Genomic DNA, 25,145 nt, shown 5'->3' with positions numbered 1-25,145 from the left:
CCCCTACATCCGGAAGACGCCGAAACCGTCGGCGCCCTTCACCGGTCCGTTGTGTATCGCCGACAGGCAGAGCCCGAGGACGGTACGGGTGTCCCGGGGGTCGATCACCCCGTCGTCGTAGAGCCGGCCGGACAGGAACAGCGCCCCGGACTGCGACTCGATCTGCTGCTCGACCATCATCCGCATCGCGGTGTCGGTGTCCTCGTCGTACTCGCGGCCCCGGGCGGCGGCGGCCTGCCGGGCCACGATGGACAGCACGCCGGCGAGCTGCGCCGGGCCCATCACCGCCGACTTCGCGTTCGGCCAGGTGAACAGGAACCTCGGCTCGTACGCCCGGCCGCACATGCCGTAGTTGCCGGCGCCGTAGGAGGCGCCCAGGTTGACCGTCAGGTGCGGCACCGTCGAGTTCGACACCGCGTTGATCATCAGGGCGCCGTGCTTGATGATGCCGCGCTGCTCGTACTCGGTGCCGACCATGTAGCCGGTGGTGTTTTGGAGGAAGACCAGCGGGGTGTCGGCCGCGTTGGCGAGCTGGATGAACTGGGCCGCCTTCTGCGCCTCGGCGCTGAACAGCACGCCCCGGGCGTTGGCCAGCACGCCGACCGGCCAGCCGTGCAGCTCACCCCAGCCGGTGACCAGCGCGGTGCCGTAGCCGGGCTTGAACTCGTCGAACGCGCTGTCGTCGAGCACCCGGGCCAGCACCTCGCGCGGGTCGAACGGCACCTTCAGGTCGGCGCTGGCGATGCCGAGCAGCTCCTCCGGGTCGTACCGGGGTGGCAGCGGGTGGGGGGTGCGTGGCGGCGGGCCGTGCTTGCGCCAGTTGAGCCGGCGGACGCACTGCCGGGCCAGGCGGATGCCGTCCCGCTCGTCCTCGGCGAGGAAGTCGGCCAGGCCGGAGGTGGTGGCGTGCATCGTCGCGCCGCCCAACGACTCGTCGTCGGTGACCTCGCCGGTGGCCATCTTCACCAGCGGCGGCCCGGCCAGGTAGACCTGCGACCGGTCCCGGATCATGATGGTGAAGTCCGACATGCCCGGCACGTACGCGCCGCCTGCGGTGGCGTTGCCGAACACCACGCTGACCGTGGGGATCTTCGCCGCGGAGAGCCGGGTCAGGTCGCGGAACACCCGCCCGCCGGGAATGAAGATCTCCGCCTGGGTGGGCAGGTCGGCGCCGGCGGACTCGACCAAATTCACCATCGGCAGCCGGTTGGCCAGCGCGATCTCGCCCGCCCGCCGCGTCTTCGCCAGCGACCAGGGGTTGATCGCGCCGCCGCGTACGGTCGGGTCGTTCGCCACGATCAGGCACTCGACGCCCTCGACCACGCCGATTCCGGTTACGGTGCTGGCGCCGACCGGGAAGTCGGTGCCGTACGCGGCCACCGGCGACAGCTCCAGGAACGGGCTGTCCGGGTCGAGCAGCAGCTCGATCCGCTCCCGGGGGAGCAGCTTGCCGCGCCCGTGGTGGCGGGTCACGTACTTCTCGCCGCCACCGGCCCGGGCCTGGTCGAGCGACGCCTCCAGTTCGGCGAGGCGCTTCAGCAGCGCCTCCCGGTTGGCGGTGAAGGCGGGCGCGGACGGGTCGACGGCGCTCTGCAGGACAGTCGTGCTCATAGGCCCATGCCCTTCGCGATGATCTCGTTCATGATCTCGGTGGTGCCGCCGCCGATGCCGAGCAGACGGGCGTCCCGGTAGTGCCGCTCGACCTCGGCGTCGCGCATGTAACCGAACCCGCCGTGCAGTTGCAGCGCCGCGTCGACCACCCAGTCGCAGGTGGCCACTGCGACGTTCTTCGCCATGGCCACCTCGGTCACCACCGGCTGCCCGGCGGCCACCCGCTCGGCGACGTCGTGCACGTACGCCCGCGCCGCGTCGGTGCGGCTGTGCATCTCGGCCAGCTTGTGCCGGACGACCTGGCGCCCGACGAGCGGCCGGCCGAACGTGGAGCGGTCCCGGCACCACCGCACGGCCAGGTCCACGCAGCGCTGCGCGGTCGCGTACGCCTGGGTGGCGAGCGAGAGCCGCTCGATGGCGAACTGCTGCATGATGGCGAGGAAGCCGGTGTCCTCCGGGCCGACCCGGTTCGTCACCGGCACGCGTACGTCGACGAAGGACAGCTCGGCGGTGTCCGAGCAGTGCCAGCCGAGCTTCTCCAGCCGGCTGCCCACGGTGAACCCGGGCGAGCCCTTGTCGATCACGAGCAGGCTCAGCGAGCCCGACCCGGGGAAGTCGGTGCAGACCGCGGTGGTGACGAAGTCCGCCCGGATCCCGCTGGTGATGTATGTCTTCGCACCGTTCACCACGTAGTGGTCGCCGTCGCGTACCGCGCAGGTGCGGATGCCTGCCACGTCGGAGCCGCCGTCCGGCTCGGTGATCGCCAGCGCGCCGATCATGGTCCCGGCCAGGGTGGGCCGGACGTACCTCTCGGTCAGGTGCTCGTTCCGCGCCGCGACGATGTGCGGGAGCGCGATCCCGTGCGTGAACAGCGCGGCGACCAGCCCGGACGACCCGCCCGAGCGGATGATCTCCTCGGTGACCACCATCGAGTCGAGCAGGTCGCCGCCGCTGCCGCCGACCGACTCGGGGAAGCCGATGCCCAGCAGCCCGATCTTCGCGGCGGTCTCGTGCAGCGACCGGGGCACCTCGCCGGCCCGCTCCCACCCGGCCAGGTGCGGCAGCACCTCGCGGGTGACGAAGGAGCGGGTCAGCTCGCGCAGCTGGCGGCGTTCGGGGGTGTCCACGATGGTCATGCCGGCACCTCCGCCGGCAGGTCGACCACCCGGGAGCGCAACAGCTCGCCGAGCGCCTTGGCCTGCGGGTCGAACCGGGTGGAGGCGGCCACGCCCTGGCCGAGCAGCCCCCGGATCACGAAGTTGACCGCGCGCAGGTTCGGCAGCTCGTACCGCTCGACGGTCAGCGGCGCGGTCTCCGGCAGCAGTTCGGCCAGCCGCTCCACCGTGAGCCAGCCGCGCAGCCAGGCCCAGGTCGGGTCCGTGCGGGCCCAGACGCCGAGGTTGGCGTCGCCACCCTTGTCCCCCGACCGCGCCCCCACCAGCTCACCCAGCGGCCCCCGCCGGGTGGCGTGCAAGGAAGGGCCCCCTGTTAACGCCTCGTGTTGTAAAGGGGCCCCCTGCAAACCGCTCGTCACCGTGGGCGGCGGGACCGGCACGCGCTCGCCGGAGGGCAGCACCGCGACGTGCTCCACCGCGTCCTGCGCGATCGTGTCGGCGGTGAACACCCCGTACGGGGTGGCGTCGCCGGGCAGCGTGGTCAGCGTGCAGCCCGGGTAGGAGGCCAGCGCCAGTTCCACCGCCGCCGCCGAGAACGCCCGCCCGGCCCGCGACTTGTCGCCGTCGCGCAGGTGGACGTGCAGCAGCGCGCTCGCCGCCTCGGTGTCGCCGGTGTCCGGGTGGTCGGTGCGGGCCAGCGTGAACTCCAGCCCCTCGGTGCCGACCGACTCCTCGATCTGGCTGCGGACCAGGGCCGCCTTGGCCGGCACGTCCAGCCCGCACAGGACGAACGTCATCGAGTTGCGGAAACCGCCGAGGTTGTTGACGCCCACCTTCAGCGTGTCCGGCGGCGGCGTGCCGCGCACCCCGGTGACGCGTACCCGGTCCGGGCCCTCCTGGTCCAGCCGCACCGTGTCCAACCGGGTCACCACGTCCGGCCCGAGGTAGTCCGGCCCGCCCACCTCGTAGAGCAGCTGCGCGGTGACCGTCTCGACGGTCACCGCGCCACCGGTGCCCGGGTGCTTGGTGAGCACCGACGAGCCGTCCGGGTGCAGCTCGGCGATCGGGAAGCCGGGGCGGCGCCCGCCGTCCGGCAGCTCGGTGAAGAAACTGAAGTTGCCGCCGGTGACCTGCGCCCCGCACTCGATCAGGTGCCCGGCCACGGTCGCCCCGGCCAGCGCGTCGAGGTCGTCCCGGCCCCACCCGAAGCGGGCGATGGCCGGCCCGACCGCCAGCGAGGCGTCGGTGACCCGCCCGGTCACCACCACGTCCGCACCCGCGTCGAGGCAGGCCGCGATCCCGAACGCGCCCAGGTACGCGTTCGCGGTCAGCGCGTCCGGCCGCTGGAGCGCGTCGCCCTCGACGTACCCGACCCGCACGTCGAGGCCGAGTCGGGCGGCCAGCGACCGGACCGCGTCGGCCAGCCCGGCCGGGTTGAGGCCGCCGGCGTTGGTGACCAGCGTGACGCCGCGCTCCCGCGCGGTGCCGAGCACACCCTCCAGTTGGCGCAGGAACGTCTTCGCGTAGCCCAGCGACGGGTCGCGCATCCGGTCCCGGCCGAGGATCAGCATGGTCAGCTCGGCCAGGTAGTCGCCGGTCAGCACGTCCAGCTCGCCGCCGTCGAGCATCTCGCGCCAGGCGTCGAACCGGTCGCCGTAGAACCCGGACGCGTTCCCGACCCGCAGCACGCTCATGCGGGCGTTCCGCTCGCCGGCTGCCGCTTGTCGCCGGGCGGGCCGGCGAACGCCTGGGCCACGTCCAGCCACTCGTCGGCCACCGGCCCGGTCGCCACCAGGGCCAGGTCGGCGCGGTGCCGGCGCTGGGTGACCAGCAGGCAGAAGTCGAGCGCCGGCCCGGTCACCCGGTCGGCCGCGTCGGCCGGCCCGAAGACCCACGGCTCACCGTCCACGGGCGGGGTCAGCTCCACCCGCACCGGCGCCGTGGGCACCTCGCGGCCGTGGGCCGCGAAGCCGTGCCCGAGGGTACGGAAGCCGAGGTGCGCGACGTGCCGCAGCCGCGCGGTCGGGGTACGCCGGACGTCGAGCGCGTCGGAAACGTCCTCGCCGTGCGCCCACGTCTCCATGAGCCGCGCGGTGGCCATCGAGGCGGGTGACATGCTCGTGCCGTACCAGGGCATCTTCTGCCCGGGCGGGACGGCGGCGAGCGCGCCGGCGAGCGCCGAGCGGCCGGCCCGCCAGCGGGCCAGCAGTGCCGGCGGCGGGGCGAGGAAGGACTCGGCGCCGTCCTCGACCAGGCGCGTCGGGTCCGGCGCGGAGGTGACCGAGGCGAAGAACGCCGCCTCGTCGGTGGCGGCCAGGTGGGCCACGTGGTCGGTCCAGGCGAGGTGCGCGACCTGGTGGGCGACGGTCCAGCCGGGGGCCGGTGTCGGCCGTGCCCACCCCGCCGGCGGCAGTTCCGCGACGAGCGCGTCGAGCTGCTCGGACTCGGCGGCCAGATCCGCGAGCAGTGCTGTCAGGTCGACCATGGTGCCTCCGGGCGGGACGGGCCGTCAGGGGATCAGTGCCGCTCGCCCTCCGCGGTGAGCAGCGCGGCGAGCTGGCGCTTCCAGGCGTGCAGCAGGGTGGTGCGGCGGGTCGAGTCGTCGCTGAGCAGGTTGGCCACGCCGAGGCCGCGGAGCAGGTCGAGCGTGGTCTGGACCGATTCGCGGACGCCGGGGCGGCGCTCGTCCACGCCGAGCAGCTCGACGGTGAGCCGGTGCATCTCGCGGCCGATCCGGGCCTCCAGCGGGACCAGCGCGTCGCGCAGCTCGGCGTCGGTGCGGGCGGCCACCCACAGCTCCAGCGCGGCGACGAAGAGCGGGCCGGTGAAGGCGGCGGCGAGCAGGTCGACCACCCCGTCGAGCCGGCGCGGGCCGGCCGGCAGGGCCTCCGCCTCGGTGCGCAGCTCGACCGCCCGACGCTCGGTCAGATGGGCGACGGCGGCGGTGACCAGCGCCGCCTTTGTCGGGTAGTGGTGCAGCTGGGCGCCCCGGGAGACGCCGGCGCGGGCCGCCACCACCGTCGTGGTGGTGCCGGACCAGCCGTGCTCCACCAGGCACTCGACGGTCGCCTCCAGCAGTCGGGCCTGGGTGGCGCGGCTGCGGTCCTGCTGAGGGACGCGGGTCGATGAGGCGGGCACGGGGACAGCCTGCCGCCCGCAAAACAAACAGTCAAGCCTGACTTTTTTGAAAGGCGGGGCCCCTTGTTAACGCCTCCGGTAGAGGAAGGGCCCCTTGTTAACGGTCAGCGGCCGTCGCGGGGGCCGAAGGCGGCGAGCGCGTCGGCGTCGGAGTGGCGGGATCGGACGTACTCGTCGGCCCACGCCGCCGCGTCGGGAAAGGTGGATCCGGCGGCGATCCGGGCGCACGCGGCGTCCACGTCGAAGGCCGTCCGGCGCAGCTGCACGCCGGGGCCGAGCAGGGCCCACCAGGCGCCCGCGCCGCCGTACGGCATGCCGACGCTGCCCGGGTTCACCACCAGGCGGCGGTCGACCAGCCGCGCGAACGGCATGTGGGTGTGCCCGCAGACCACTGTGGTGACCTCGGCCGGGAGGTCGGCGAAGACCTCGGCCCAGCGGTCCAGGCGGGAGTCGACGAGCACCATCTCCTCGTCGTCGCGGGGCGTGGCGTGGCAGAACAGCACCTCACCCAGGCCGGCGACGGGCAGCGTGACGCGCTGCGGCAGCGTGGCCAGCCGGGCCACCTGGTCGTCGCGGAGCTGGGCGGCGGCCCAGTTGGAGACGTCGTACGGGGCTGGCCGGCCGGCACGGGCCGCCACCAGGTCACGTTCACCGTTGCCGCCCACCCAGCACGCCCGGTCACCGAGCGCGGCGAGCCGGTCCAGCACCTCGACCGGCTGCGGGCCGTCGGCGATGTCGCCGGTGAGCACGATCAGGTCGGCGGTGGCCACGTCCGGCTCGGCCAGCACGGCGTCCAGCGCCGGCAGGACGCCGTGGATGTCGGAGAGGACGGCGACACGTTCACGCATCGCCCCAGCCTGGACGCCGACCGCCGGGCCGTCCAGGAATTCTGCGCCGGGCAGAGACGGCACCGGCCCGGACCGCGCGCGGCGGGCCGGGCCGGGAGAGCCGGTGCGGAGGTCAGACGCGCGCGCGGCGGGCCAGGCGCTCCGGGTCGAGGATGATGATGCTCTTGCCGTCCAGGCGCAGCCAGCCGCGCGAGGCGAAGTCGGCGAGCGCCTTGTTGACGGTCTCCCGGGAGGCGCCGACGAGCTGGGCGATCTCCTCCTGGGTGAGGTCGTGGGTCACCCGCAGCACGCCGCCGTCGCGGGTGCCGAAACGGCCGGCCATCTGGAGCAGGTTCTTGGCGACCCGGCCCGGCACGTCGGTGAAGATCAGGTCGGCCAGCGAGTCGTTGGTCCGGCGCAGCCGGCGGGCCAGCACGCGCAGCAGCTGCTCGGCGATCTCGGGCCGGTTGTTGAGCCAGGGGCGCAGGGCCTGCTTGCGCAGCCGCACCAGCCGGGTGTCGGTGACCGCCGTGGCCGTCGCCGTACGCGGGCCCGGGTCGAAGAGCGACAGCTCGCCCACCATGTCCGACGGGCCCATCACGGCGATCAGGTTCTGCCGGCCGTCCGCGGCGCGGCGACCCACCTTGATCTTGCCGGACAGGAGGATGTAGAGACTGTCGCCGGGCTCGCCCTCGTTGAAGACGACCTCGCCCTTGCGGACCTCGATCGTCTCCATCTCCTTGGCGAGCGCCTCGGCAGCCTCCGGGTCGACACCCTGGAAGATCCCGCTGCGGGCCAGTACCTCGTCCATCGCGCACCTCCGCCTGCGCGTGCCGTCCGTCGGCCGGGTCCGCCGTCCGCTGATCCCTCGCGCGCCGCCAGTCTAGGCGCACATGAGCAGGAATCAGAGGCGCACCCCTGGAATCTTGATCGTTGGGCGTAACCTGCCCGACCTGGTGAGCGGCTAGGATCCCGCCTCCGGCCCGGGCCGGCGCCACCCGTTCCCACCTGCGATCGTAGGGTGACCGGCGTGCTCTGTGCGCCGATCCTGACCACCCGGTCCGAAACCGGCCGGGACATCCCGCTCCTGGTCTGGCGGTCCGAGGCGCCGCTGCTGGCGGTCGGCTCCGCCCCGCTGGGCGGGGGGATCGGCGTCCGCCGGTGGGTGGTGAACGCGACCGTGCCGATGTCGTACGACCGGGACGACCCCGCCGCCCACCTGGCCGAGATGGCCCGCGACCTCGACCTGGACGGGCCCGGCGTCGGGCTGCTCACCGGCGTGGACGTGACCGAGGTGGTGCACCGCGCGGACAGCGGCGTCCGGGTCTGGGCCACCGTCGGCCTGGGCACCCCGGTGTGGGCCGCCGCGCCCGCGCCCGCGCCGCCCGTCCAGCGCGTCGGCACGGTCAACATCGTCGTACACGTGCCGGCCCGGCTCGGCGAGGCCGCCCTGGTCAACGCGGTGGCCACGGCCACCGAGGCGAAGGCGCAGGCGATCTGGGAGCTGGGCCTGCCGGCCACCGGCACCCCCACCGACGCGGTCACCGTGCTCTGCCCCGCCGACGGCGACCCGGCCCCGTACGGCGGGCCCCGCTCGACCTGGGGCGCCCCGCTGGCCCGGGCCGTGCACGCCGCCGTCCGGGCGGGCGGCGCCGGCACCGTGGTGCCCTGGTCCGACCGGAGAGGGCTCTGACGTGCCACGACGGGTAAACCGACCGATCGGCCCTCGTCGGAGCGAACCCGGGACGGTAGCGTCGCCGACGATGTACGCTTCCGCCCGCTCTGCGCCCTGGTCCCGCCGCGCCGCCGCCCCCGGCCCGCGTCCCGCCGTCCCCGGTCGACGCCTCGCCGGGCTCGCCGCGCTCCTCGCCGTCCTCCTGGTCGCCGGCTGCTCGACCTCCGGCGGGGACGACCCGCGCTGGCAGACCGGGCAGGGCGGGGGGACCCCCGGCTCGGCCGCTCCCGCGACGGCCGACCAGCCCGCCGCGGACGGTGCGGCCGACCGGGCGATCTCGCTGACCGCCACCGGCGACGTGATCATGGGTAACGCGCCGAACCGGCTGCCCCCCAACGGCGGCAAGGGCTTCTTCGACGACGTGAAGTCGGCGCTCAAGGGCGACCTGGTGATGGGCAACCTGGAGGAGCCGCTCACCGACGACACGGGCGCCGGCAAGTGCGGCCCGAACCCGAAGAACTGCTACCAGTTCCGGGCGCCCCCCGGCTATGCGGCGCACCTGCGCTCGGCCGGGTTCCAGCTGCTCAACCAGGCCAACAACCACGGCAACGACTACGGCCAGCAGGGCTACGAGAACACCCAGTCGGCGCTGGAGGCGCACGGGCTCAAGCACACCGGGGCGCCGGGCGAGATCACCGTGGTCGACGTCAAGGGCGTCAAGGTGGCCGTGGTCGGCTTCTCGTCGTACCCCTGGTCGAACAGCCTGATCGACATCGACGCCGCCAAGCAGGTGATCGAGTTGGCCAAGGAGCAGGCCCAGCTCGTGGTGGTCCAGGTGCACATGGGCGCCGAGGGCGCCGACCGCACCCGGGTGAAGCCGGGCACCGAGATGTACGTCGGCGAGAACCGCGGCGACCCGATGCGCTTCTCCCGCGCGGTCATCGACGCCGGCGCGGACCTGGTGATCGGGCACGGGCCGCACGTGCTGCGGGGCATGGAGTTCTACAAGGGCCGGCTGATCGCCTACAGCCTGGGCAACTTCGCCGGCGGCGGGAAGTCGCTGAACAGCGCCGGCCGGCTCGGCTGGGGCGGCGTGCTCAAGGTGTCGCTCACCGCCGAGGGCCGCTTCGTCGGCGGCACCTTCACCTCGACCGCGATGAACGGCGTCGGCAAGCCGTCGGTCGACCGGCAGGACCGTGGCCTCGGCCTGGTCCGCGAGGTGACCGCGGCCGACTTCCCGGACACCGGCGCGAAGCTCGACCCGAGCGGCAAGATCAGCGCGCCGGCGGGTGGCTGAGCGCACGCCACCCGCGTGGACCCGCCGGAGCGTCGGCCCCGCGACGTAGGCTGGCCGGCGTGACCACGCGCTCTCCCGAGACCGACCTCGGTCGTACGCGTCGCGCCCGCCGCATCGGTCGGGTGCTGACCGAGACCCACCCCGACGCGCACTGTGAACTCGACCACTCCAACGCGCTGGAGCTGGCCGTCGCCACGATCCTCTCCGCCCAGTGCACCGACAAGAAGGTCAACGAGGTCACGCCGAAGCTGTTCGCCCGCTACCGCACCGCCGCCGACTACGCCGGGGCGGACCGGGGCGAGCTGGAGGAGCTGATCCGGCCCACCGGGTTCTACCGCAACAAGACCAGCTCCCTGATCAACCTGGGCCGCGCGCTCTGCGAGCGCTACGACGGCGAGGTGCCGGGCAAGCTGGTCGACCTGGTGACGCTGCCCGGGATCGGGCGCAAGACCGCGAACGTGATCCTCGGCAACGCCTTCGACGTCCCCGGCATCACCGTCGACACCCACTTCCAGCGACTGGTGCAGCGGTGGCAGCTGACCACCGAGACCGACCCGGTCAAGATCGAGCACGCGATCGGCGCGCTCTACCCGAAGCGCGACTGGACGATGCTGTCGCACCAGATCATCTTCCACGGCCGCCGGGTCTGCCACGCCCGCAAGCCCGCCTGCGGCGCGTGCACGCTGGCGAAGCTCTGCCCCGCGTACGGCACCGGGCCGACCGAGCCGGCGGCCGCGGCCAAGCTGTTGAAGGGCCCGCGCGCGCGGGACCTGGCGGTCGCCGTCGGCCTCGACCCCGACCTGGTGCCGCAGCAGGCGGCCGCGGCGGACGTGCCGTGACGCGCCGGCTCGCGTACCTGCTCGTCCCGCTGCTGCTCGCGGCGGCGGGCTGCACCGCCACGGCCGAGGAGCCGGCCGGCCCGGCGCCGGCCACCCGGGCCGAACGTCCGTCGCCGTTCGCCGACTGCGCCCCGCTGACCGTCGCGCCCGCGTCGGCCGCCCCGGCGCCGGCCGGCGCCACCGGGGCCGAGCTGCCCGAGCTGACGTTGAACTGCTTCACCGGCGGCGCGCCGGTGCGGGTGCGTGACGTCAGGGGCCCGGCGGTGATCAACGTGTGGGCGTCCTGGTGTGCCCCGTGCCGCAAGGAGCTGCCCGCCTTCCAGCGGCTCAGCGAGCGGGCCGACGGGCGGTTCCAGGTCATCGGCGTGAACAGCCGGGACAGCCGGGGCGGCGCGCAGTCCATCGGCGAGGACTTCGGCGTCGGTTTCCCGATGCTCGTCGACCAGGGTGACGCGTTCCAGCGCGCGCTCGAACGCAACGCGTTCCCGCTGACCGTCCTGGTCGACGCCGACGGTCGGATCCGGCACGTCGACGCGACCGGCGCGTTGGACGACGACCGGCTCGCGACGCTGGTCCGTACCCATCTCGGGGTGACGGTGTGACCCGGAGGCCGCCCGCGTGGATCGACCCGCTGCTGGGCCGGCTGGGCAGTGCCCGGGCGGAGGACTTCACCCGGATCGTCACCCCGGACAGCGGCGGCCGGGAGAGCGCCGTGCTGGTGCTGCTCGGCGAGGAACCCGACGCCGGGCCGGACGTGTTGGTCCTCCAGCGCGCCGCGACGCTGCGCAACCACGCCGGGCAGCCGGCCTTCCCCGGCGGCGCCGCCGACCCGGAGGACGCCGACGCCCGCGCCACCGCACTGCGCGAGGCGAACGAGGAGGTCGGCCTCGAACCGGGCAGCGTCACCGTGCTCGCCGAGCTGCCCCGGCTCTGGATCCCGGTCAGCGACTTCGTGGTCACCCCGGTGCTCGCCTGGTGGCACGACCCGCACCCGGTGCACCCGCGCGAGCCGGCCGAGGTCGCGCACGTCGCCCGGCTCCCGGTCGCCGAGCTGGTCGACCCGGACAACCGCATGCGGGTACGCCACCCCAGCGGCTGGATCGGCCCCGCCTTCTCGGTGCGCGGAATGCTGGTCTGGGGCTTCACCGCCGGCGTGATCGACACGTTGTTGCAGATGGGCGGCTGGGCCCGGCCGTGGCCGCGCAGCCGCGTGGTGGAGTTGCCGCCGGTGGGCGCCACCCCCGCCCCGTCGGCCGGCACCGACGCGGCGGACGAGACCCGGGTGCGCTGATCACCCGGGCGCACCCTCAGGTCACGTTCAGCGAGCGCTGAGCCTCCCGTGGGCCCGGTGCCCGTACCCTTGGGGCGTGTCCGCCGTGGATCTCGTCCTGCTCCTGCTCATGCTCGTGTTCGCGATCAGCGGATACCGCCAGGGCTTCGTCATCGGGGCCCTGTCGTTCTCCGGGTTCTTCCTGGGTGCGCTGCTCGGCCTCCAGATCGGCCCGCTGATCGCCCAGCAGTTCGCGGCGAGCGGCACCCGGGTGCTGATCTCCCTGGTGGCGATCTTCGGGCTCGCCGTGCTGGGGCAGGCGCTGGCCGGCTGGCTCGGCTCCAACCTGCGCGCGGCCATCACCGGGCCGGCCGGCAAAAAGATCGACGACGTCGGCGGCGCGTTCATCTCCGTCATCGCGGTCATGCTGGTGGCCTGGCTCGTCGCGGTGCCGCTGGGCTCCTCCTCGGTGCCCTGGCTGGCCGCCTCGGTCAAGAACAGCGCGCTGCTCACCGTCGTCGACCGGGTGCTGCCCGACCAGGCGCAGGAACTGTCTACCGCGCTGCGCGACACGGTCGACACCAACGGCTTCCCCGACGTGTTCAACGGGCTCGACCGCACCACCGCCCGGCAGGTGTCCCCACCCGACCCGGCGCTGGCCAACTCGCAGGTGGTGCAGAACAGCAAACGGTCCGTGGTCAAGGTGCTCGGCTCCGCGCCGAGCTGCTCGCGCCGGATCGAGGGTTCCGGCTTCGTCTACGCCGACGACCGGGTGATGACCAACGCGCACGTGGTGGCCGGCACCCGCTCGGTGGCGGTGGAGCTGCGCGGCGAGCGGTACGACGGAGAGGTGGTCGTCTACGACCCGAACCGCGACCTGGCCGTGCTCTACGTGCCCGGCCTGCCCGGGCCGTCGCTTCGCTTCGCCGCCGGCGAGGCGGGCAGCGGGGCGGACGCGATCGTGCTCGGCTTCCCGCTCGACGGCCCGTACGACGCCCGTCCGGCCCGGGTCCGCGACGTCGACCGGATCACCGGGCCGGACATCTACTCCGCCGGTGACGTGACCCGGGAGATCTACACCATTCGGGCGCTGGTGCGCAGCGGCAACTCCGGCGGTCCGCTGGTCTCGTCGAACGGGCTGGTGCTCGGGGTGATCTTCGCGGCGGCCGCGGACGACCCGAACACCGGTTTCGCGGTGACCGCGGCCGAGGCGCGGTCGGTGGCGCTGGCGGGCGCGGAGCGTACCCGGGGAGTGGGCACCGGCGACTGCACCTGAGCCGGCCGACGGCGGCCGGGCGGCGCGGCGCTCAGCCCCCGGCCGGCGCGCCGGCCGGCGCCACGTCGTCGTCGGAGCGGTTCAGCGGCAGTTTCGCGCGCCCCCAGGTCAGCGTGCGGTCGAGCACCGCGCGCGCCATGATCGCCACGCAGGTGCCGCCGTTGAGGAACGAGGCCACCACGTCGCTGGGGTGGTGCATGCCCCGGTACATCCGGGTCAACGCCACCCCCACCGGCACCAGCACCAGCAGCGCCCACCAGGTGACCTTGGCCGGGGTGCTGCGCGCCCGCAGCGCCAGCAGCACCGCGAGGCCGACGTAGAGCGCGGTCGCGGCGGACGTGTGCCCGGACGGGAAGCTGGACGTCGGCGGGGACGCGTCCATGTGCTCGACGGCCGGGCGGTTCCGGTCGATGACCATGGTGGTGAAGAGGAAGATCAACGCCTGGGCACTCACCGCCGCGCAGAGGAAGAGCGGCTCCCGCCAGCGGTGCAGCACCAACCGCAGCACCAGCGCGGCCAGCACGGTCACCACGACGATCATCTGGGTGCTGGCCAACGTGCTGAAGACCAGCGACACGTCGTTCCAGCCACCCGTCCGGTCGCCCGCCAGCTCGCGGTTGACCGCGTCCTCCACGGTGAACGGCCAGGTGTGCGCGAGGACCCGGGTGACCAGGAGTCCCAGCCCCACCATGAGAGCGAACAGCAGCGCCAGCGGCAGCAGGACCCGCCGGGTGACCCGGACCACGACATCGGACATGGGCCGCCATCTACCCAGATCCGCGCCGGACTACGCCCGACGGTCGTCCGGCCCCGGTTCGGCCAGCTCCGGCTCGATCCCCTCGCGCAGCGGACGCGTGGTCCGCCGGCCGGTCGAGGTCCGCCACGTGGCGAAGGCGGCCGCCGTGGCGGCCACCACGGCCACCCCGAGCACCCAGCCGCCCACCACGTCGCTGGTCCAGTGCACGCCCAACGCGATCCGGCTCAGCCCGGTGACCACCATGACCAGTGCGGCGGCCGTCCACAGCGCGACCCGACCGGTCCGGCTGCCCCGGGTGAACGGCAGGAACACCAGCAGCAACACCCCGGCCGCCAGCGCCGCGTTCAACGCGTGACCGGACGGGAAGGAGTAGCCCGCCGCGCGCGCCACCGGGTCCAGCAGCTCCGGCCGGTCCCGCCCGACCAGCAGCTTCAGCAACGCGCCGAGCAGCCCGCCGACGAGCATGGTGACGACCACCCACACGGCCAGCCGCGGCGCTCCGCGACACAGCAGCCAGACCACCACCACCGCGGCGGCCACCCGCAACGGCCCCGGCCCCAACGCGTGGGTCCACACGGTCATCACGTGGACCCAGGCCGGATGGTCCACCGCGTAGCCGTGGAACGCGTCGGTGACCGACGCGTCCAGTCGGAGCAGCGGCGGCCAGGCCCCCAGCACCAGCAGCGCGAGCAGCGCGAACGGCACGAGCACCAGGAAGGCCGCGGTGGCGGCCAGGGTGAGCCGGAGACCCAGCGAGTGGTCGGGGTCGAGGCGGCGGGCCCGCCAGGACCGCTCCCGCGTGGACGTCGGACCGGTGGTGTTCATGCGCCGTTCACTACCCAGGGCACGGCCTGATCAGACCGGCCGCGCCGGTCAGCGGCGGCTCTGCCGGAACCGGCGCACCATCAGCGCGGTGCCGGTGACCAGGGCGACGAACAACGCCAGGCCGGTCCACAACCGCTCCGGCGCGGAGTCGTCGGCCTGCCCGGCCGGGCGGGCCGACCAGCCGGACTGCTGCGTACGGCCGAGCGGGTCGCCGCCCTGCCCCGCGCCCGCCGCCCGGCTGTCCCGACCCTCGCCGGGCGCCGGCCCGAAGCCCACCACACCCGGGGAGGCGTTGTCGTCGAGCGGGTTGCGCCCCACCGGCGACACGTCGGCGGTGAGCGCGGCCACCGGATCCACCATGCCGAAGCCGAACCGGTCGTCCCGTCCGGTCGGGCCGAGATCCCGGGCGGTGCTGGTCAGCCGGTTCACCACGTCCCCGGCCGGCATCCGCGGATAGCGGGCCCGGACCAGGGCAGCCGTCGCGGCGACCAGCGGCGCGGCGAAGCTCGTCCCCTGCACCCGCCAGTAGCCGCCCTGCTGCCGCGCGCCGTAGAGGGCGGTGGCCGGGGCGCTGAGGATGGTCTCGCGGCCGGTGACCGAGCCGGACCAGAGGTTCTCGCTGTTGCGGTCCAGCCCGGTGACCGCCAGCACGCCCGGCTCCCGGGCCGGGTACCAGACCTTGGTGCTGGTCGAGGTGGCCAGGTTGCCGGTGCAGGCGACCACCACCACGTCGCGCGCGAACGCGTAGTCGAGCGCCGCGGCCAGGGCCGGGCTGTCGCCGCCACCACCGAGCGACAGGTTGATCACGCGGGCGCCGTTGTCCACCGCCCATCGCACGGCCTTCGCGATGATCAGCGCGTCGTCGTACCGGTTCTCGGCGTCCAGCACGCGGACCGGAAGGATCCGGGCGTCCGGCGCCAACCCCACCACGCCCCGGTCGTCGTCGGCCCGCCCGGCGATCAGCCCGGCCACCGTGGTGCCGTGCCCGACCGGGTCCGGCCCGTCCGCGCCGTCCGGGTCGACCAGGTCGAGGCCGGGCAGCACCTGCCCGGCCAGGTCCGGATGCGAACCGTCCACACCGGAGTCGATCACCGCGACCACCACGCCGCGACCGGTCGAGGTGCGCCAGGCGGTCTTCGCCCGCAGCTCCGCCAACTGCCACTGCTCGTCGCGGACCTGGTCGGTGCGGACCACCGCGTCGGGCGCCCGGGCCGGCAGCTGACGGGCGACGGGGACAGCCGCTGTCGCGTGCGCCGGTGGCGCGAGCGGGCCGCCCGCGACGACCAGCGCCGACACCGCGGCGAGCAGCACCCGTCCGGTGCGACGCCGGGATGGCACGCCGGGAGCTCCCTGCCGTTCCCTGGTCACATTCCCCAGCCATTCCGTCGCGTCCGACACATGCTGCTCGGAGATTACCGGTTGTCCCGACCGTCACGGGGCAACTCCGCACGCCTGGTCACCCGGGCGGAAGATGGGCCAACTGCACCAGACGTACGCCCTCACGGCGGGTGACCAGACGGGCCCGTCCCGGGGGCAGCGGGCCGGCCTTCACCTGACCGACGAGCGGCCCCTCCTCCGGGCCGCCCGACATCACCAGCCCGGCCGTGGACAGCTCCCGCAGCCGCTGGATGACCGGCTCGTACGACGTCCGGCCGGCGCCGCCCGAGCGCCGCGCCAGCACCAAATGCAGCCCGACGTCCCGGGCGTGCGGAAGGTGCTCCTCCAACGCGCGCAACGGGTTGCTCGGCCCGCCGGCCACCAGGTCGTAGTCGTCCACCAGCACGAACAGCTCCGGCCCCGTCCACCAGGACCGGGCGCGCAGCTCGGCCGGCGTCACCCCGGGACCCGGCTGCCGCCCCTGCAGATAGCCGGCCGCCGACTCGATCAGCTCGGTGGTGTGCGGCGCGGCCGTGCCGTACCCGATCAGGTGCGGCGTGTCGATCGTGCCCATCAGGCTGCGCCGGTAGTCCACCAGGATCACCCGGGCCTGCTCCGGGGTGAACCGGCGGACGATCGACGTGGCCAGCGCGCGCAGGAACGAGGACTTGCCGCACTCGGCGTCGCCGAAGACCACGAAGTTGGGTTCGCTGGCGAAGTCGAGCACCACCGGGGACAGATCCGCCTCGGCCATCCCCACCGGGAACGCCAGCCCGGTGGTCGAGGTCTGGTCCAGCTCGGCGTACGGCAGCACCGGCGGGAGCAGCCGCACCCGGGGCGCCACCGGACCGGCCCAGGCGCCGGCAACCGCCTTGACCAGGTCACCGGTCTCGGCGCCCAGGACGGTGGCCCGCGGTTCGGCGGTGAGGAAGTGCAGCCCGCCGGCGGTGATCCCGCGCCCCGGCCGCTCCTCCGGCACGGTCGCCGCCAGCGCCCGCTTGACCACCGCCGAGTCGGCCGGATCACCGAGGCGCAGCTCCAGCCGGGAGCCGAACAGGTCGCGGATCGCCGGCCGGAAGTCCGACCAGCGCAACGCGGTCGCCACCACGTGCACCCCGTACGCGAGGCCGCGCGTGGCCAGCTCGGTGACCAGCGGCTCCAGGTCCTCGTACTCGCCGCGCAGGGTGTTCCAGCCGTCCACCACCAGGAACACGTCCCCGAACGGGTCGGCGCCGCCCGGCCCGCCCGCGGCCCGTCGCCGACGCCAGGCCGCCATCGACTCCACCCCGGACTCGGTGAAGCGCCGCTCCCGCTCGACGAGCACGTTGACGACCTCACCGACGGTCCGGCGGACCGCGGTGCCGTCGGTGCGCCCGCTCACCCCGCCGACGTGCGGCAGGTCGCGCAGCGCGCCGAGCGTCCCGCCACCGAGGTCGAGGCAGTAGACCTGCACCTCGGCCGGAGTGTGGGTGAGGGCGAGCGCGCAGACCAGCGTGCGCAGCAGGCTGGACCGGCCGCTGCGGGTGGTGCCGACCACCCCGACGTGCCCGGCCGCGCCGTCGAGGGCCAGCCAGAAGAGGTCCCGTCGCTGCTCGAACGGCTTGTCCACCACGGCCACCGGCACCTGCAACGCGCCGTGCAGCTCCGGATTGGCCACGGTCAGCCCGCGCGCCGGGTCGCTCCCGATCGCGCCGAGCAGCTCGTCGAGCGTCGGCGAGGCGTCCAGCGGGGGGAGCCACACCTGGTGCGCCGGCGGGCCCTGCCCGGCCAGCCGGTCCACCAGCAGGTCGAGCAGGGTCCCGCCGGTCTCCTCCTCGGCCGGGAGGGCCGCCGGCACGGCCGGCTCGGGCACCGGGACCAGGTGGCTGGAGAAGGCGAGCACGCGGGGGCTCCCGGCGCCGGCCGTACCCGCCGGGCCGGGACGGCGGCGGACCGTCCCGGAGACGTACGCGGCCTTGAACCGGACCAGCGGGTCGGTGCCGGAGCGCAGGTAGCCGTGGCCCGGGGTGCGGGGCAGCTCGTGCGCGTCGGGCACGCCGAGCACGGTCCGGGACTCCAGCGCCGAGAACGTGCGCAGGCCGATCCGGTAGGACAGGTGGGTGTCCAGCCCGCGCAGCCGGCCCTCCTCCAACCGCTGGCTGGCCAGCAGCAGGTGCACCCCGAGCGACCGGCCGAGCCGCCCGATCTGCACGAACAGGTCGATGAAGTCGGGCTTGGCGGAGAGCAGTTCGGAGAACTCGTCGCAGATCAGCAGCAGCGACGGCAGCGGGGCCAGCGGCGTGCCGGCCGCCCGGGCCCGCTCGTAGTCGCGCACGCTGGCGAAGTTGCCCGCCCGGCGCAGCAGCTCCTGCCGGCGCATCAGCTCCCCGTTGATCGCGTCGACCATCCGGTCGACCAGGGGCAGCGCGTCGGCCAGGTTGGTGATCACGGCGGCGGTGTGCGGCAACCGCTCGAACGGCGCGAACGTGGCCCCGCCCTTGAAGTCGACGAGCACGAAGTTGAGCTGCTCCGAGCTGTGCGTGGCGGCCAGGCCGAGCACGAGCGTGCGGAGCAGCTCCGACTTGCCCGAGCCGGTGGCGCCGATCAGCAGGCCGTGCGGCCCCATCCCGTCCTGCGCCGACTCCTTCAGGTCGAGGTCGATCGCCCCGCCGTCGGCGCCCACCCCGATCGGCACCCGCAGCCGGTCCCGCGCGGCCCGGGGCGCCCACCCCTGCTCGGCGGTGAAGCCCTCCGGGTCGCCGAGGCCGAGCAGCTCGGGCAGACCCGGCTCGGCGCCGGGCGGCGCGTCCGGCCCGCGTACCGTGCCGGCCAGCCGCAGCGGCGCGAGTCGCCGGGCCACCGCCTCGGCGTCGGCCGCCGGCAGCGCGTCGGCGGCGCCGACCTCGGCGTGCCCCTCCGCGGAGTGCGAGTGCAGCCGGCCGTCGACCAGGTCGAGCAGCAGCGCGTAGCGGTCGAGCAGCCGTGGGGGCGGGGTGTCCAGGTCGAGCACGGTGACCGCGTCGATGCCGCCGTCGCCGGCCAGGTCGGCGGCGCCGGTCAGATCGCCGCCGTCGAGCACCACGACCACGTGCGGCCCGTCCGTGGCCGGGCCGTGCGGGCTGAACCGGGACCGGCTGCCGAGCACGTCGGCGAGAAGCCGTTCCAGGTCGGCGGCGGAGCTGGTGACCAGGCGCACCGCGCCCAGGGCGTCGGTACGCGTCGGGTGGTGGGCGTGCGGCAGCCACTTCACCCACTCCCACCGGTCCCGGCGCTCCGGACCGGCGCAGACCGCGACCAGCAGCTCGTCCGGGGCGTGGAAGACCGCGAGCTGGGTGAGCACCGCCCGGGCCAGGGCCTGCGCGGCGGGCGAGCCGGCCCCGCGCACCGGGCCCGCCGGACCGCGCACGAAGACCCGGGCGAAGCTGCGCAGCGACAGCGCCACCGGCAGGTCCGGCACCACCGAGTACGCGTCCAGGAAGCGCCGCAGCGCCCCGGCGGTCATCGGCTCCAGCTCCTCCAGTGGCCGGGTGACCGGCGGAACCAGCGGCGTGGCCAGCGTCTGCGGCCCGACACCGACCCGGACCACGGCGAAGTCGGGGTCGACCGGCCGGCGTTCCCACACCCGGTGGCTGTCCACGGTGGACCAGAGTCGGCCCGGCTCGGGGTGGCGGTAGGAGAGCCCGGCCCGCTGGGCGCCGGCGGTCTCCCGGACCCGGCGGCGCAGCGTGGCCAGGTGGCGCAGGTATTCCCGGCGGGCGGCCATCAGCTCGGACTTCTTCGGGCCGGCGCTGCCCCAGGTGGTCACCAGCATGGCGAGCGAGGAGAGCCCGAACATGCCGCCCACCGCGTACGAGTAGGCCCCGCCGCCCCGGCCGAACATCATCGCCATGGCCACCGTCCCGCCGAGCATCGGCAGCACCATCAGGGCCTGCTGCCAGCGCCCCCCGGTCGCCACCGGGATCTCCGGCGGCGCCTCGACGGGCAGCTCGCCGACCGGGATCTCCGGGGCCGGGCGGCGCGGCGGCCGCTTGATGACGACAGTGGACAACGATCCTCCCATGGCTCTCGGTAACCCGAGCCTGGCTCATAGTAGGTAAAGTCCTCTCGTCCGTCAGCCCACCGATCCGGTCCGGGATGGAGATACGTCGATGACAAGCGGGCTCGCCCGGGTCACCATCAGCGCGCCGCGGCGCCGGGTCGACGTGGCCCTGCCGGAGCAGGTCCCCCTGGCCGAGTTGCTGCCCGAGGTGCTCCGGCACGCCGGGGAGGGGCTGGCCGACGACGGGGAACGGCACGGCGGCTGGCTGCTGCGGCGCACCGACGGCGCGGTGCTCGCCACCGCCCAGGCGCTGCTGCCGCAGGGCGTCCGGGACGGCGAGGTGCTGCACCTCGTGCCGGCCCGCGCCGAGTGGCCCGAGCTGGAGTACGACGACGTGGTCGAGGCGATCGTCGACGGGGCCCGACGCCGGGGCGCCGCCTGGTCCGCCCCGGCCACCCGGGCCGCCGCGCTGGCCGGGGCCGGCGTGCCGCTCGCCGTCGGGCTGGTCGCCGTGCTGACCGCCGGCGCCGGGCGCCGGGACTGGCCGGTCGCCGCGGCGGTCGCCCTGATCCTGGTGCTCGCCGCCACCGCGGCATCCCGGGCGTACGGGGACGGCCCGGTCGGCGCCACCCTCGGCGGGTACGCGCTGCCCTGGGCGGCGACGGCCGGCGCGCTGGCGGTCGGCTCGGGCGACCCGGTCGGCCCGATCCCCGGGCTGCGCTGGGTCGGCGCCCCCGAACTGCTCGTCGGCTCGGTGGCGCTGCTGCTGGTGGCGGTGCTCGGCCTGCTCGGGGTGGCCAGCCGGTCCCGGGTCTTCGTGGCCGGTGTGACAGTGGGCGCGGCCGGGGCGGTGGCCGCGCTCGGTGGGCTGCTGCTGACGCCGGCCGGCACCGCGGCCGTGCTGCTCGCCGTCCTGGTCTTCGCGCTCGGCGGGCTGCCGCTGCTGGCCATCCGGGTCGGCAAGCTGCCGCTGCCGCCGCTCACCCTGCCCGCTCCCGCCGGCACCCGTGACCTGCCCGACCGGGGACGGGTGCACGCCGCCGTGGCCCGCGCCGAGGAGGTGTTGACCGGGATGCTGCTCGGGCACGCCGCGCTGGCCGTCGGCGCGATCGGGGTGCTCGTCGCGGCCGGCGGGACCGCCGCGTGGCTGCTGGTCGCCGTCGGCAGCGGGGTGCTGCTGCTGCGCTCCCGGCTCTTCGTGGCGGTGCGGCACCGAGTGCCGGCCGTCGTCGCCGGGTTGGTCGGCTACGCCCTGCTGGGTGCGGTGCTGGCGGAACGGGCCGGTCCGGGCGGGCGGCTCGCGCTGACCGTCGGCGGGCTGGCCCTGGCCCTGGTGGCGGTGACCGCCGGCGCCACGTACGCCCGGCGGCCGGTGTCCCCGTACCTCGGCCGGCTGGCCGACCTGACCGACACCGCCCTGGTGGTCGCGGTGGTCCCGGTGGCCTGCGCGGTGCTCGACCTCTACGACCGGGCCCGCGGCCTGCTCGCCTGAGTACGCGACGGCCCGGATCGCGACGTGCGACCCGGGCCGTTCGAGAAACCTGACCGTCAGTGCAGCGTCTCGCCGCGCTCCTCGGCCTCCTTGGCGCGCCGGTAGGACGCGGCGATCTCGGCCTCGGCCTCGACCCGGCCGACCCAGGTCGCGCCCTCGACCGACTTGCCCGGCTCCAGGTCCTTGTAGACCTCGAAGAAGTGCTGGATCTCCAGGCGGTCGAACTCGCCCAGGTGGTGGATGTCCCGCAGGTGCTCCTGGCGCGGGTCCTCGTAGGGGACGCAGAGGACCTTGTCGTCGCCGCCCTTCTCGTCGGTCATCCGGAACATGCCGATGGTGCGGCAGCGGATCAGGCAGCCGGGGAAGGTCGGCTCGGGCACCAGCACCAGCGCGTCCAGCGGGTCGCCGTCCTCGCCCAGGGTGCCCTCGATGAAGCCGTAGTCGGCCGGGTACTGCGTGGAGGTGAAGAGGGTGCGGTCCAGCCGGATCCGGCCGGTCGCGTGGTCCACCTCGTACTTGTTGCGGTGACCCTTGGGGATCTCAACCGTGACGTCGAAATCCATTTCCCACGCTCCCTCGTTTGCCCACGCTGGCTAACGGAAACCAGCGGCTCGCCGCCCGCACGGGTGAACGCCCCCCGCCGGCTCCGGCCGCCGCATAGTGTTCGGACCGAAGTAGTGTCACCCAAGGTGATTTCGAGCGGGGAGGAGGGGGCCGTGGGGAGGGAAGATTCACACTACCGCCCCGAGGGGGTTGACGGGCGACGGTCCGTCGGATCCGGTTCCGGTGGAGCCACCGGGCGGGTGTCCGTCCCCGGCGCCAACGTTCCCCATCGTCCGGCCCCGGCCAGCGGATCGGCCCGGGTCACCCCGGCCGGTGACCCGGCGGCGGCCCCGGTGAGCTGGCCCGGCGCGCCGGGCCCGATTCCGGTGAGCCCGCCGGTCCCGCCGGTCGGCGCCGCCCCGCCGCCGCCCCCGCCCGCCGTCCCGCCGCGCCGCCGCCGTGGCCGCCTGGTCGCGGCGCTGGCGGGCGTGCTGGTGCTGGTCCTCGCGGTGGCCGGGCTGGCGGTGCTCCGCCCGGGTCCGGTCGCCCGTCTGCTGGGCGGCGAGGCCACCCCGTCCGGTGCCACCGCCGCGCCGCCCGAGCCGGACCCGCCGGCCGTGCTCGCCGGTCCCGACGCCAACGCCCCGCTGCCCACCGAGGCCGGGATCCGGGCCGCGCTGGAGCCGCTGGTGGGCGCCGCCGCGCTCGGCGACCGGGTGAACGTCTCGGTGGCGGACGTGGCCACCGGCGAGGCGCTCTACGGCAGGGGACCGGACGCGCCGACCGTGCCCGCCTCGGTGACCAAGCTCGCCACCGGTGTCGCGGTGCTCGCGGCGCGCGGTCCGGCGTACCGGATCCCCACCCGGGCGGTGGCCGGCCCGAACCCCGGCGAGGTGGTGCTGGTCGGCGGCGGCGACCCCACGCTCGCGGTGGACAAGAACGGCTTCTACCCGGGCGCGGCCCGGCTGGACGACCTGGCCGCCCAGGTGCGCGACGCGCTCGGCGGCACCGCACCGACCAAGGTGATCGTCGACTCGTCGCTGTTCAGCGGTCCGGTCTTCGAGCCCGGCTGGGACGCCGACATCCCCACCGGAGGCTTCGGCGCGGCGATCACCGCGCTGATGACCGACGGCGCCCGCAAGGACCCGGCGCTGGCGCGGCGCACCGCCGAGGAGACCAACCACGCCGCCGAGCGCGTGCCCCAGCCGGACCTGACCGCCGGCCGGCAGTTCGCCAAGCTGCTCGGGCTCACCGGTGGCGCCGCCCAGGTGACCCGGGGCGCGGCGCCGACCGCCGGGGGTTCCGGGTCGGCCGGCCCGGCGCCCGGCACCGAGCTGGGCAAGGTCGAGTCCCTGCCGGTGATCCGGCTGGTCGACATCATGATCAGCGACAGCGACAACGTGATCGCCGAGGCGATGGCCCGCCAGGTGGCGCTGGCCAAGGGCAAGCCCGGCTCGTTCACCGGGGGCGCGGCCGCCACCGACGAGGTGCTCGGCGAGCTGGGACTGCCGGCCGGCGAGATCAGCCTCGCCGACGGCAGCGGGCTGTCGCGCACCAACCGGATCAGCCCGTCCCTGCTCACCGAGCTGATCACGCTCGCCGGGAACGGCAGCCACCCGGAGCTGGCGGCGATCTTCGGCGGACTGCCGGTCGGCGGCTGGTCCGGCACGCTCGACGAGCGTTACCGGGCGGCCGCCACCGCCGCCGGGGCCGGTGTGGTGCGGGCCAAGACGGGCACGCTGACCGGGGTGAACGCCATCGCCGGGACGGTGCTCACCGCCGACGGGCGGCTGCTCACCTTCGCCGTGCTCACCGACCGGACGCAGGGCTCGCTGGACGAGACCCGGCAGGCGCTCGACCGGATCACCTCCGCGCTGGCCGGCTGCGGCTGCCGCTGACCGACCGACGTCGATCGGCCGACGCGAGCCCGGGTGGGGGTGTCGCGGCGCGGGTACGGTGGGTTCATGGCGCAGTTCGTGGACTGGGATCTGGCCGCCGCGACCGCGGGGGCGCTGGGCAAGTCGGGCCCCCGCGTGTCATACGCGGAGGCCACCGACGTGGTGGGCGACCTGCGCCGGCTGACCGAGGAGGCCGCCGGTCACGTGGCCGACTACACCGGGCTGCGCGCCCAGGTGGCCCACCCGCCGGTGCGGGTGGTCGACCGCCGGGACTGGGCGGCGGCCAACATCGCCGGGCTGCGCGAGGTGGTGACGCCACTGGTCGAGCGGCTCTCCGGGGACAAGCGGCCCGGTGCGCTCACCGAGGCGATCGGCTCCCGGCTCACCGGCGTGCAGGCCGGCACCGTGCTGGCCTACCTCTCCGGCCGGGTCCTCGGCCAGTACGAGGTCTTCGCCGGCGACCCGGGCCAACTGCTGCTGGTGGCCCCGAACATCGTCGAGGTGGAGCGGAAGCTCGGCGCGGACCCGCGCGACTTCCGCCTCTGGGTGTGCCTGCACGAGGTGACCCACCGGACCCAGTTCACCGCCGTGCCGTGGATGCGCGCCTACTTCCTCGGCGAGGTGCAGGCGTTCGTGGACGCCTCGCAGGGCGGTGAGCACCTGCTGGAGCGGGTGCGCCGCGGCGTGGCGACGCTCTCCGACGCGGTGAAGGACCCGGAGAGCCGGGCCAGCGTGCTCGACATCGTGCAGACCCCGGCGCAGCGCGCCGTGCTGGACCGGCTGACCGCGTTGATGACGCTGCTGGAGGGGCACGCCGAGTTCGTGATGGACGGCGTCGGTCCCGAGGTCATCCCCAGCGTCGGCGCGATCCGGGCGGCGTTCAACCGCCGCCGCGAGTCCGGCAACCCGCTGGAGAAGGCGATCCGCCGGCTGCTCGGCATCGAGGTCAAGATGCGCCAGTACGCCGAGGGCCGCAAGTTCGTGCACGGCGTGGTCGACCGGGTCGGCATGGCCGGCTTCAACAAGATCTTCTCCTCCCCGCTCACCCTGCCCCGGCTCGACGAGCTGGGCGATCCGGACGCCTGGGTGAACCGGGTGCACGGGCCGGCCGGTGCCACCCCGGCCGCCGGCTGACCCGGCCGCTCCGGCTCTCCGCGCGCCGGCCGGTCCGGCGGGCGACGCCCCCG

Annotated in this window: 21 protein-coding genes; 9 read left to right on the top strand and 12 right to left on the bottom strand. The window is 74.8% G+C overall.

All coding sequences use genetic code 11. The features are described from left to right. Positions 1 to 3: 3 nt before the first annotated feature. The 7 genes from O7600_RS17140 to O7600_RS17110 form a co-directional block, all read right to left on the bottom strand. Positions 4 to 1,611, bottom strand: a complete 1,608-nt coding sequence (locus O7600_RS17140; protein WP_281588599.1) for a carboxyl transferase domain-containing protein — start codon at positions 1,609 to 1,611, stop codon at positions 4 to 6. Beyond that, positions 1,608 to 2,747, bottom strand: a complete 1,140-nt coding sequence (locus tag O7600_RS17135; protein ID WP_281588597.1) for an acyl-CoA dehydrogenase family protein — start codon at positions 2,745 to 2,747, stop codon at positions 1,608 to 1,610. Before O7600_RS17135 ends, O7600_RS17140 begins: the two co-directional genes overlap by 4 nt. Further along, positions 2,744 to 4,420, bottom strand: coding sequence for an acyclic terpene utilization AtuA family protein (locus O7600_RS17130; protein WP_281588595.1), 1,677 nt, complete (start codon positions 4,418 to 4,420; stop codon positions 2,744 to 2,746). The genes O7600_RS17135 and O7600_RS17130 overlap by 4 nt, the downstream gene beginning before the upstream one ends. Beyond that, positions 4,417 to 5,211: a TIGR03084 family metal-binding protein gene (locus tag O7600_RS17125; protein WP_281588593.1), complete on the bottom strand. Its 795-nt coding sequence runs from the start codon at positions 5,209 to 5,211 to the stop codon at positions 4,417 to 4,419. The genes O7600_RS17130 and O7600_RS17125 overlap by 4 nt, the downstream gene beginning before the upstream one ends. Positions 5,212 to 5,243: 32 nt before the next feature. After that, positions 5,244 to 5,864 (bottom strand): TetR/AcrR family transcriptional regulator, encoded by a 621-nt coding sequence (locus O7600_RS17120; RefSeq protein ID WP_281588591.1) that lies wholly within the window; start codon positions 5,862 to 5,864, stop codon positions 5,244 to 5,246. A gap of 104 nt (positions 5,865 to 5,968) precedes the next feature. After that, a complete protein-coding gene (locus O7600_RS17115) occupies positions 5,969 to 6,712 on the bottom strand; it encodes a metallophosphoesterase family protein (RefSeq protein ID WP_281588589.1) in 744 nt (247 codons plus the stop codon). A 112-nt stretch (positions 6,713 to 6,824) separates the two neighbouring features. Then, positions 6,825 to 7,502, bottom strand: coding sequence for a Crp/Fnr family transcriptional regulator (locus O7600_RS17110; protein ID WP_007073398.1), 678 nt, complete (start codon positions 7,500 to 7,502; stop codon positions 6,825 to 6,827). A gap of 219 nt (positions 7,503 to 7,721) precedes the next feature. On the opposite strand from O7600_RS17110, the gene O7600_RS17105 reads away from it, so the two are divergent. The 6 genes from O7600_RS17105 to O7600_RS17080 all read left to right on the top strand — a co-directional run bounded on the left by O7600_RS17105 (position 7,722) and on the right by O7600_RS17080 (position 13,048). Further along, positions 7,722 to 8,384 carry an adenosylcobinamide amidohydrolase gene (locus O7600_RS17105; RefSeq protein ID WP_281588587.1) on the top strand — a complete coding sequence of 221 codons (663 nt, stop codon included), beginning with the start codon at positions 7,722 to 7,724 and terminating at the stop codon, positions 8,382 to 8,384. Between the two features lie 70 nt (positions 8,385 to 8,454). After that, a complete protein-coding gene (locus tag O7600_RS17100) occupies positions 8,455 to 9,663 on the top strand; it encodes a CapA family protein (protein WP_281588585.1) in 1,209 nt (402 codons plus the stop codon). A gap of 59 nt (positions 9,664 to 9,722) precedes the next feature. Beyond that, positions 9,723 to 10,502, top strand: a complete 780-nt coding sequence (gene nth / locus O7600_RS17095) for an endonuclease III (RefSeq protein WP_281588583.1) — start codon at positions 9,723 to 9,725, stop codon at positions 10,500 to 10,502. Beyond that, entirely contained in the window at positions 10,499 to 11,104 is a 606-nt protein-coding gene (locus O7600_RS17090) for a TlpA disulfide reductase family protein (RefSeq protein ID WP_281588581.1), read from the top strand. The genes nth and O7600_RS17090 overlap by 4 nt, the downstream gene beginning before the upstream one ends. Next, complete coding sequence (locus O7600_RS17085; protein WP_281588578.1) at positions 11,101 to 11,793, top strand: CoA pyrophosphatase; 693 nt, start codon at positions 11,101 to 11,103, stop codon at positions 11,791 to 11,793. Before O7600_RS17090 ends, O7600_RS17085 begins: the two co-directional genes overlap by 4 nt. Positions 11,794 to 11,869: 76 nt before the next feature. Next, the gene (locus O7600_RS17080) at positions 11,870 to 13,048 is read left to right on the top strand and encodes a MarP family serine protease (protein WP_098748020.1); all 1,179 of its coding nucleotides are present in this window, start codon (positions 11,870 to 11,872) and stop codon (positions 13,046 to 13,048) included. 31 nt (positions 13,049 to 13,079) lie between these two features. On the opposite strand, the gene O7600_RS17075 is transcribed toward O7600_RS17080, so the two are convergent. The 4 genes from O7600_RS17075 to eccCa form a co-directional block, all read right to left on the bottom strand. Continuing rightward, the gene (locus O7600_RS17075) at positions 13,080 to 13,805 is read right to left on the bottom strand and encodes a phosphatase PAP2 family protein (RefSeq protein ID WP_281588573.1); all 726 of its coding nucleotides are present in this window, start codon (positions 13,803 to 13,805) and stop codon (positions 13,080 to 13,082) included. Positions 13,806 to 13,835: 30 nt separating this feature from the next. Beyond that, positions 13,836 to 14,630, bottom strand: coding sequence for a phosphatase PAP2 family protein (locus O7600_RS17070; protein ID WP_281588572.1), 795 nt, complete (start codon positions 14,628 to 14,630; stop codon positions 13,836 to 13,838). 48 nt (positions 14,631 to 14,678) lie between these two features. After that, the gene (gene mycP / locus O7600_RS17065) at positions 14,679 to 15,998 is read right to left on the bottom strand and encodes a type VII secretion-associated serine protease mycosin (protein WP_281588570.1); all 1,320 of its coding nucleotides are present in this window, start codon (positions 15,996 to 15,998) and stop codon (positions 14,679 to 14,681) included. A gap of 88 nt (positions 15,999 to 16,086) precedes the next feature. Beyond that, positions 16,087 to 20,034, bottom strand: coding sequence for a type VII secretion protein EccCa (gene eccCa, locus O7600_RS17060; RefSeq protein ID WP_281588568.1), 3,948 nt, complete (start codon positions 20,032 to 20,034; stop codon positions 16,087 to 16,089). Between the two features lie 100 nt (positions 20,035 to 20,134). Between eccCa and eccD the strand changes: the two genes are divergently transcribed. Next, positions 20,135 to 21,517: a type VII secretion integral membrane protein EccD gene (gene eccD, locus O7600_RS17055; protein WP_281588566.1), complete on the top strand. Its 1,383-nt coding sequence runs from the start codon at positions 20,135 to 20,137 to the stop codon at positions 21,515 to 21,517. A 56-nt stretch (positions 21,518 to 21,573) separates the two neighbouring features. Here eccD and O7600_RS17050 read toward each other — a convergent pair whose 3' ends face one another. Next, complete coding sequence (locus tag O7600_RS17050; RefSeq protein WP_013288994.1) at positions 21,574 to 22,080, bottom strand: inorganic diphosphatase; 507 nt, start codon at positions 22,078 to 22,080, stop codon at positions 21,574 to 21,576. Positions 22,081 to 22,527: 447 nt separating this feature from the next. Here O7600_RS17050 and dacB point away from each other — a divergent pair, with 447 nt between their 5' ends. Then, on the top strand, positions 22,528 to 23,958 hold the full coding sequence (gene dacB, locus O7600_RS17045) for a D-alanyl-D-alanine carboxypeptidase/D-alanyl-D-alanine-endopeptidase (protein WP_281594182.1): 1,431 nt from the start codon (positions 22,528 to 22,530) through the stop codon (positions 23,956 to 23,958). Between the two features lie 66 nt (positions 23,959 to 24,024). Then, complete coding sequence (locus tag O7600_RS17040) at positions 24,025 to 25,092, top strand: zinc-dependent metalloprotease (RefSeq protein WP_281588564.1); 1,068 nt, start codon at positions 24,025 to 24,027, stop codon at positions 25,090 to 25,092. The last annotated feature ends 53 nt before the right edge of the window (positions 25,093 to 25,145 follow it).

The organism is Micromonospora sp. WMMA1998 (assembly GCF_027497375.1).
Taxonomy (GTDB): Bacteria; Actinomycetota; Actinomycetes; order Mycobacteriales; family Micromonosporaceae; genus Micromonospora; species Micromonospora sediminicola.
Note: the sequence above shows the minus strand (reverse complement) of the source record. Positions and strands in the feature narration are given on the sequence as shown.

Coding starts and splice junctions, on each gene's coding strand:
- O7600_RS17100 (WP_281588585.1), top strand. CDS start 8,455: ATGTACGCTTCCGCCCGCTCTGCGCCCTGGTCCCGCCGCGCCGCCGCC.
- O7600_RS17040 (WP_281588564.1), top strand. CDS start 24,025: ATGGCGCAGTTCGTGGACTGGGATCTGGCCGCCGCGACCGCGGGGGCG.
- O7600_RS17125 (WP_281588593.1), bottom strand. CDS start 5,211: ATGGTCGACCTGACAGCACTGCTCGCGGATCTGGCCGCCGAGTCCGAG.
- O7600_RS17135 (WP_281588597.1), bottom strand. CDS start 2,747: ATGACCATCGTGGACACCCCCGAACGCCGCCAGCTGCGCGAGCTGACC.
- O7600_RS17130 (WP_281588595.1), bottom strand. CDS start 4,420: ATGAGCGTGCTGCGGGTCGGGAACGCGTCCGGGTTCTACGGCGACCGG.
- O7600_RS17075 (WP_281588573.1), bottom strand. CDS start 13,805: ATGTCCGATGTCGTGGTCCGGGTCACCCGGCGGGTCCTGCTGCCGCTG.
- O7600_RS17140 (WP_281588599.1), bottom strand. CDS start 1,611: ATGAGCACGACTGTCCTGCAGAGCGCCGTCGACCCGTCCGCGCCCGCC.
- O7600_RS17110 (WP_007073398.1), bottom strand. CDS start 7,502: ATGGACGAGGTACTGGCCCGCAGCGGGATCTTCCAGGGTGTCGACCCG.
- O7600_RS17070 (WP_281588572.1), bottom strand. CDS start 14,630: ATGAACACCACCGGTCCGACGTCCACGCGGGAGCGGTCCTGGCGGGCC.
- O7600_RS17115 (WP_281588589.1), bottom strand. CDS start 6,712: ATGCGTGAACGTGTCGCCGTCCTCTCCGACATCCACGGCGTCCTGCCG.
- eccD (WP_281588566.1), top strand. CDS start 20,135: ATGACAAGCGGGCTCGCCCGGGTCACCATCAGCGCGCCGCGGCGCCGG.
- O7600_RS17050 (WP_013288994.1), bottom strand. CDS start 22,080: ATGGATTTCGACGTCACGGTTGAGATCCCCAAGGGTCACCGCAACAAG.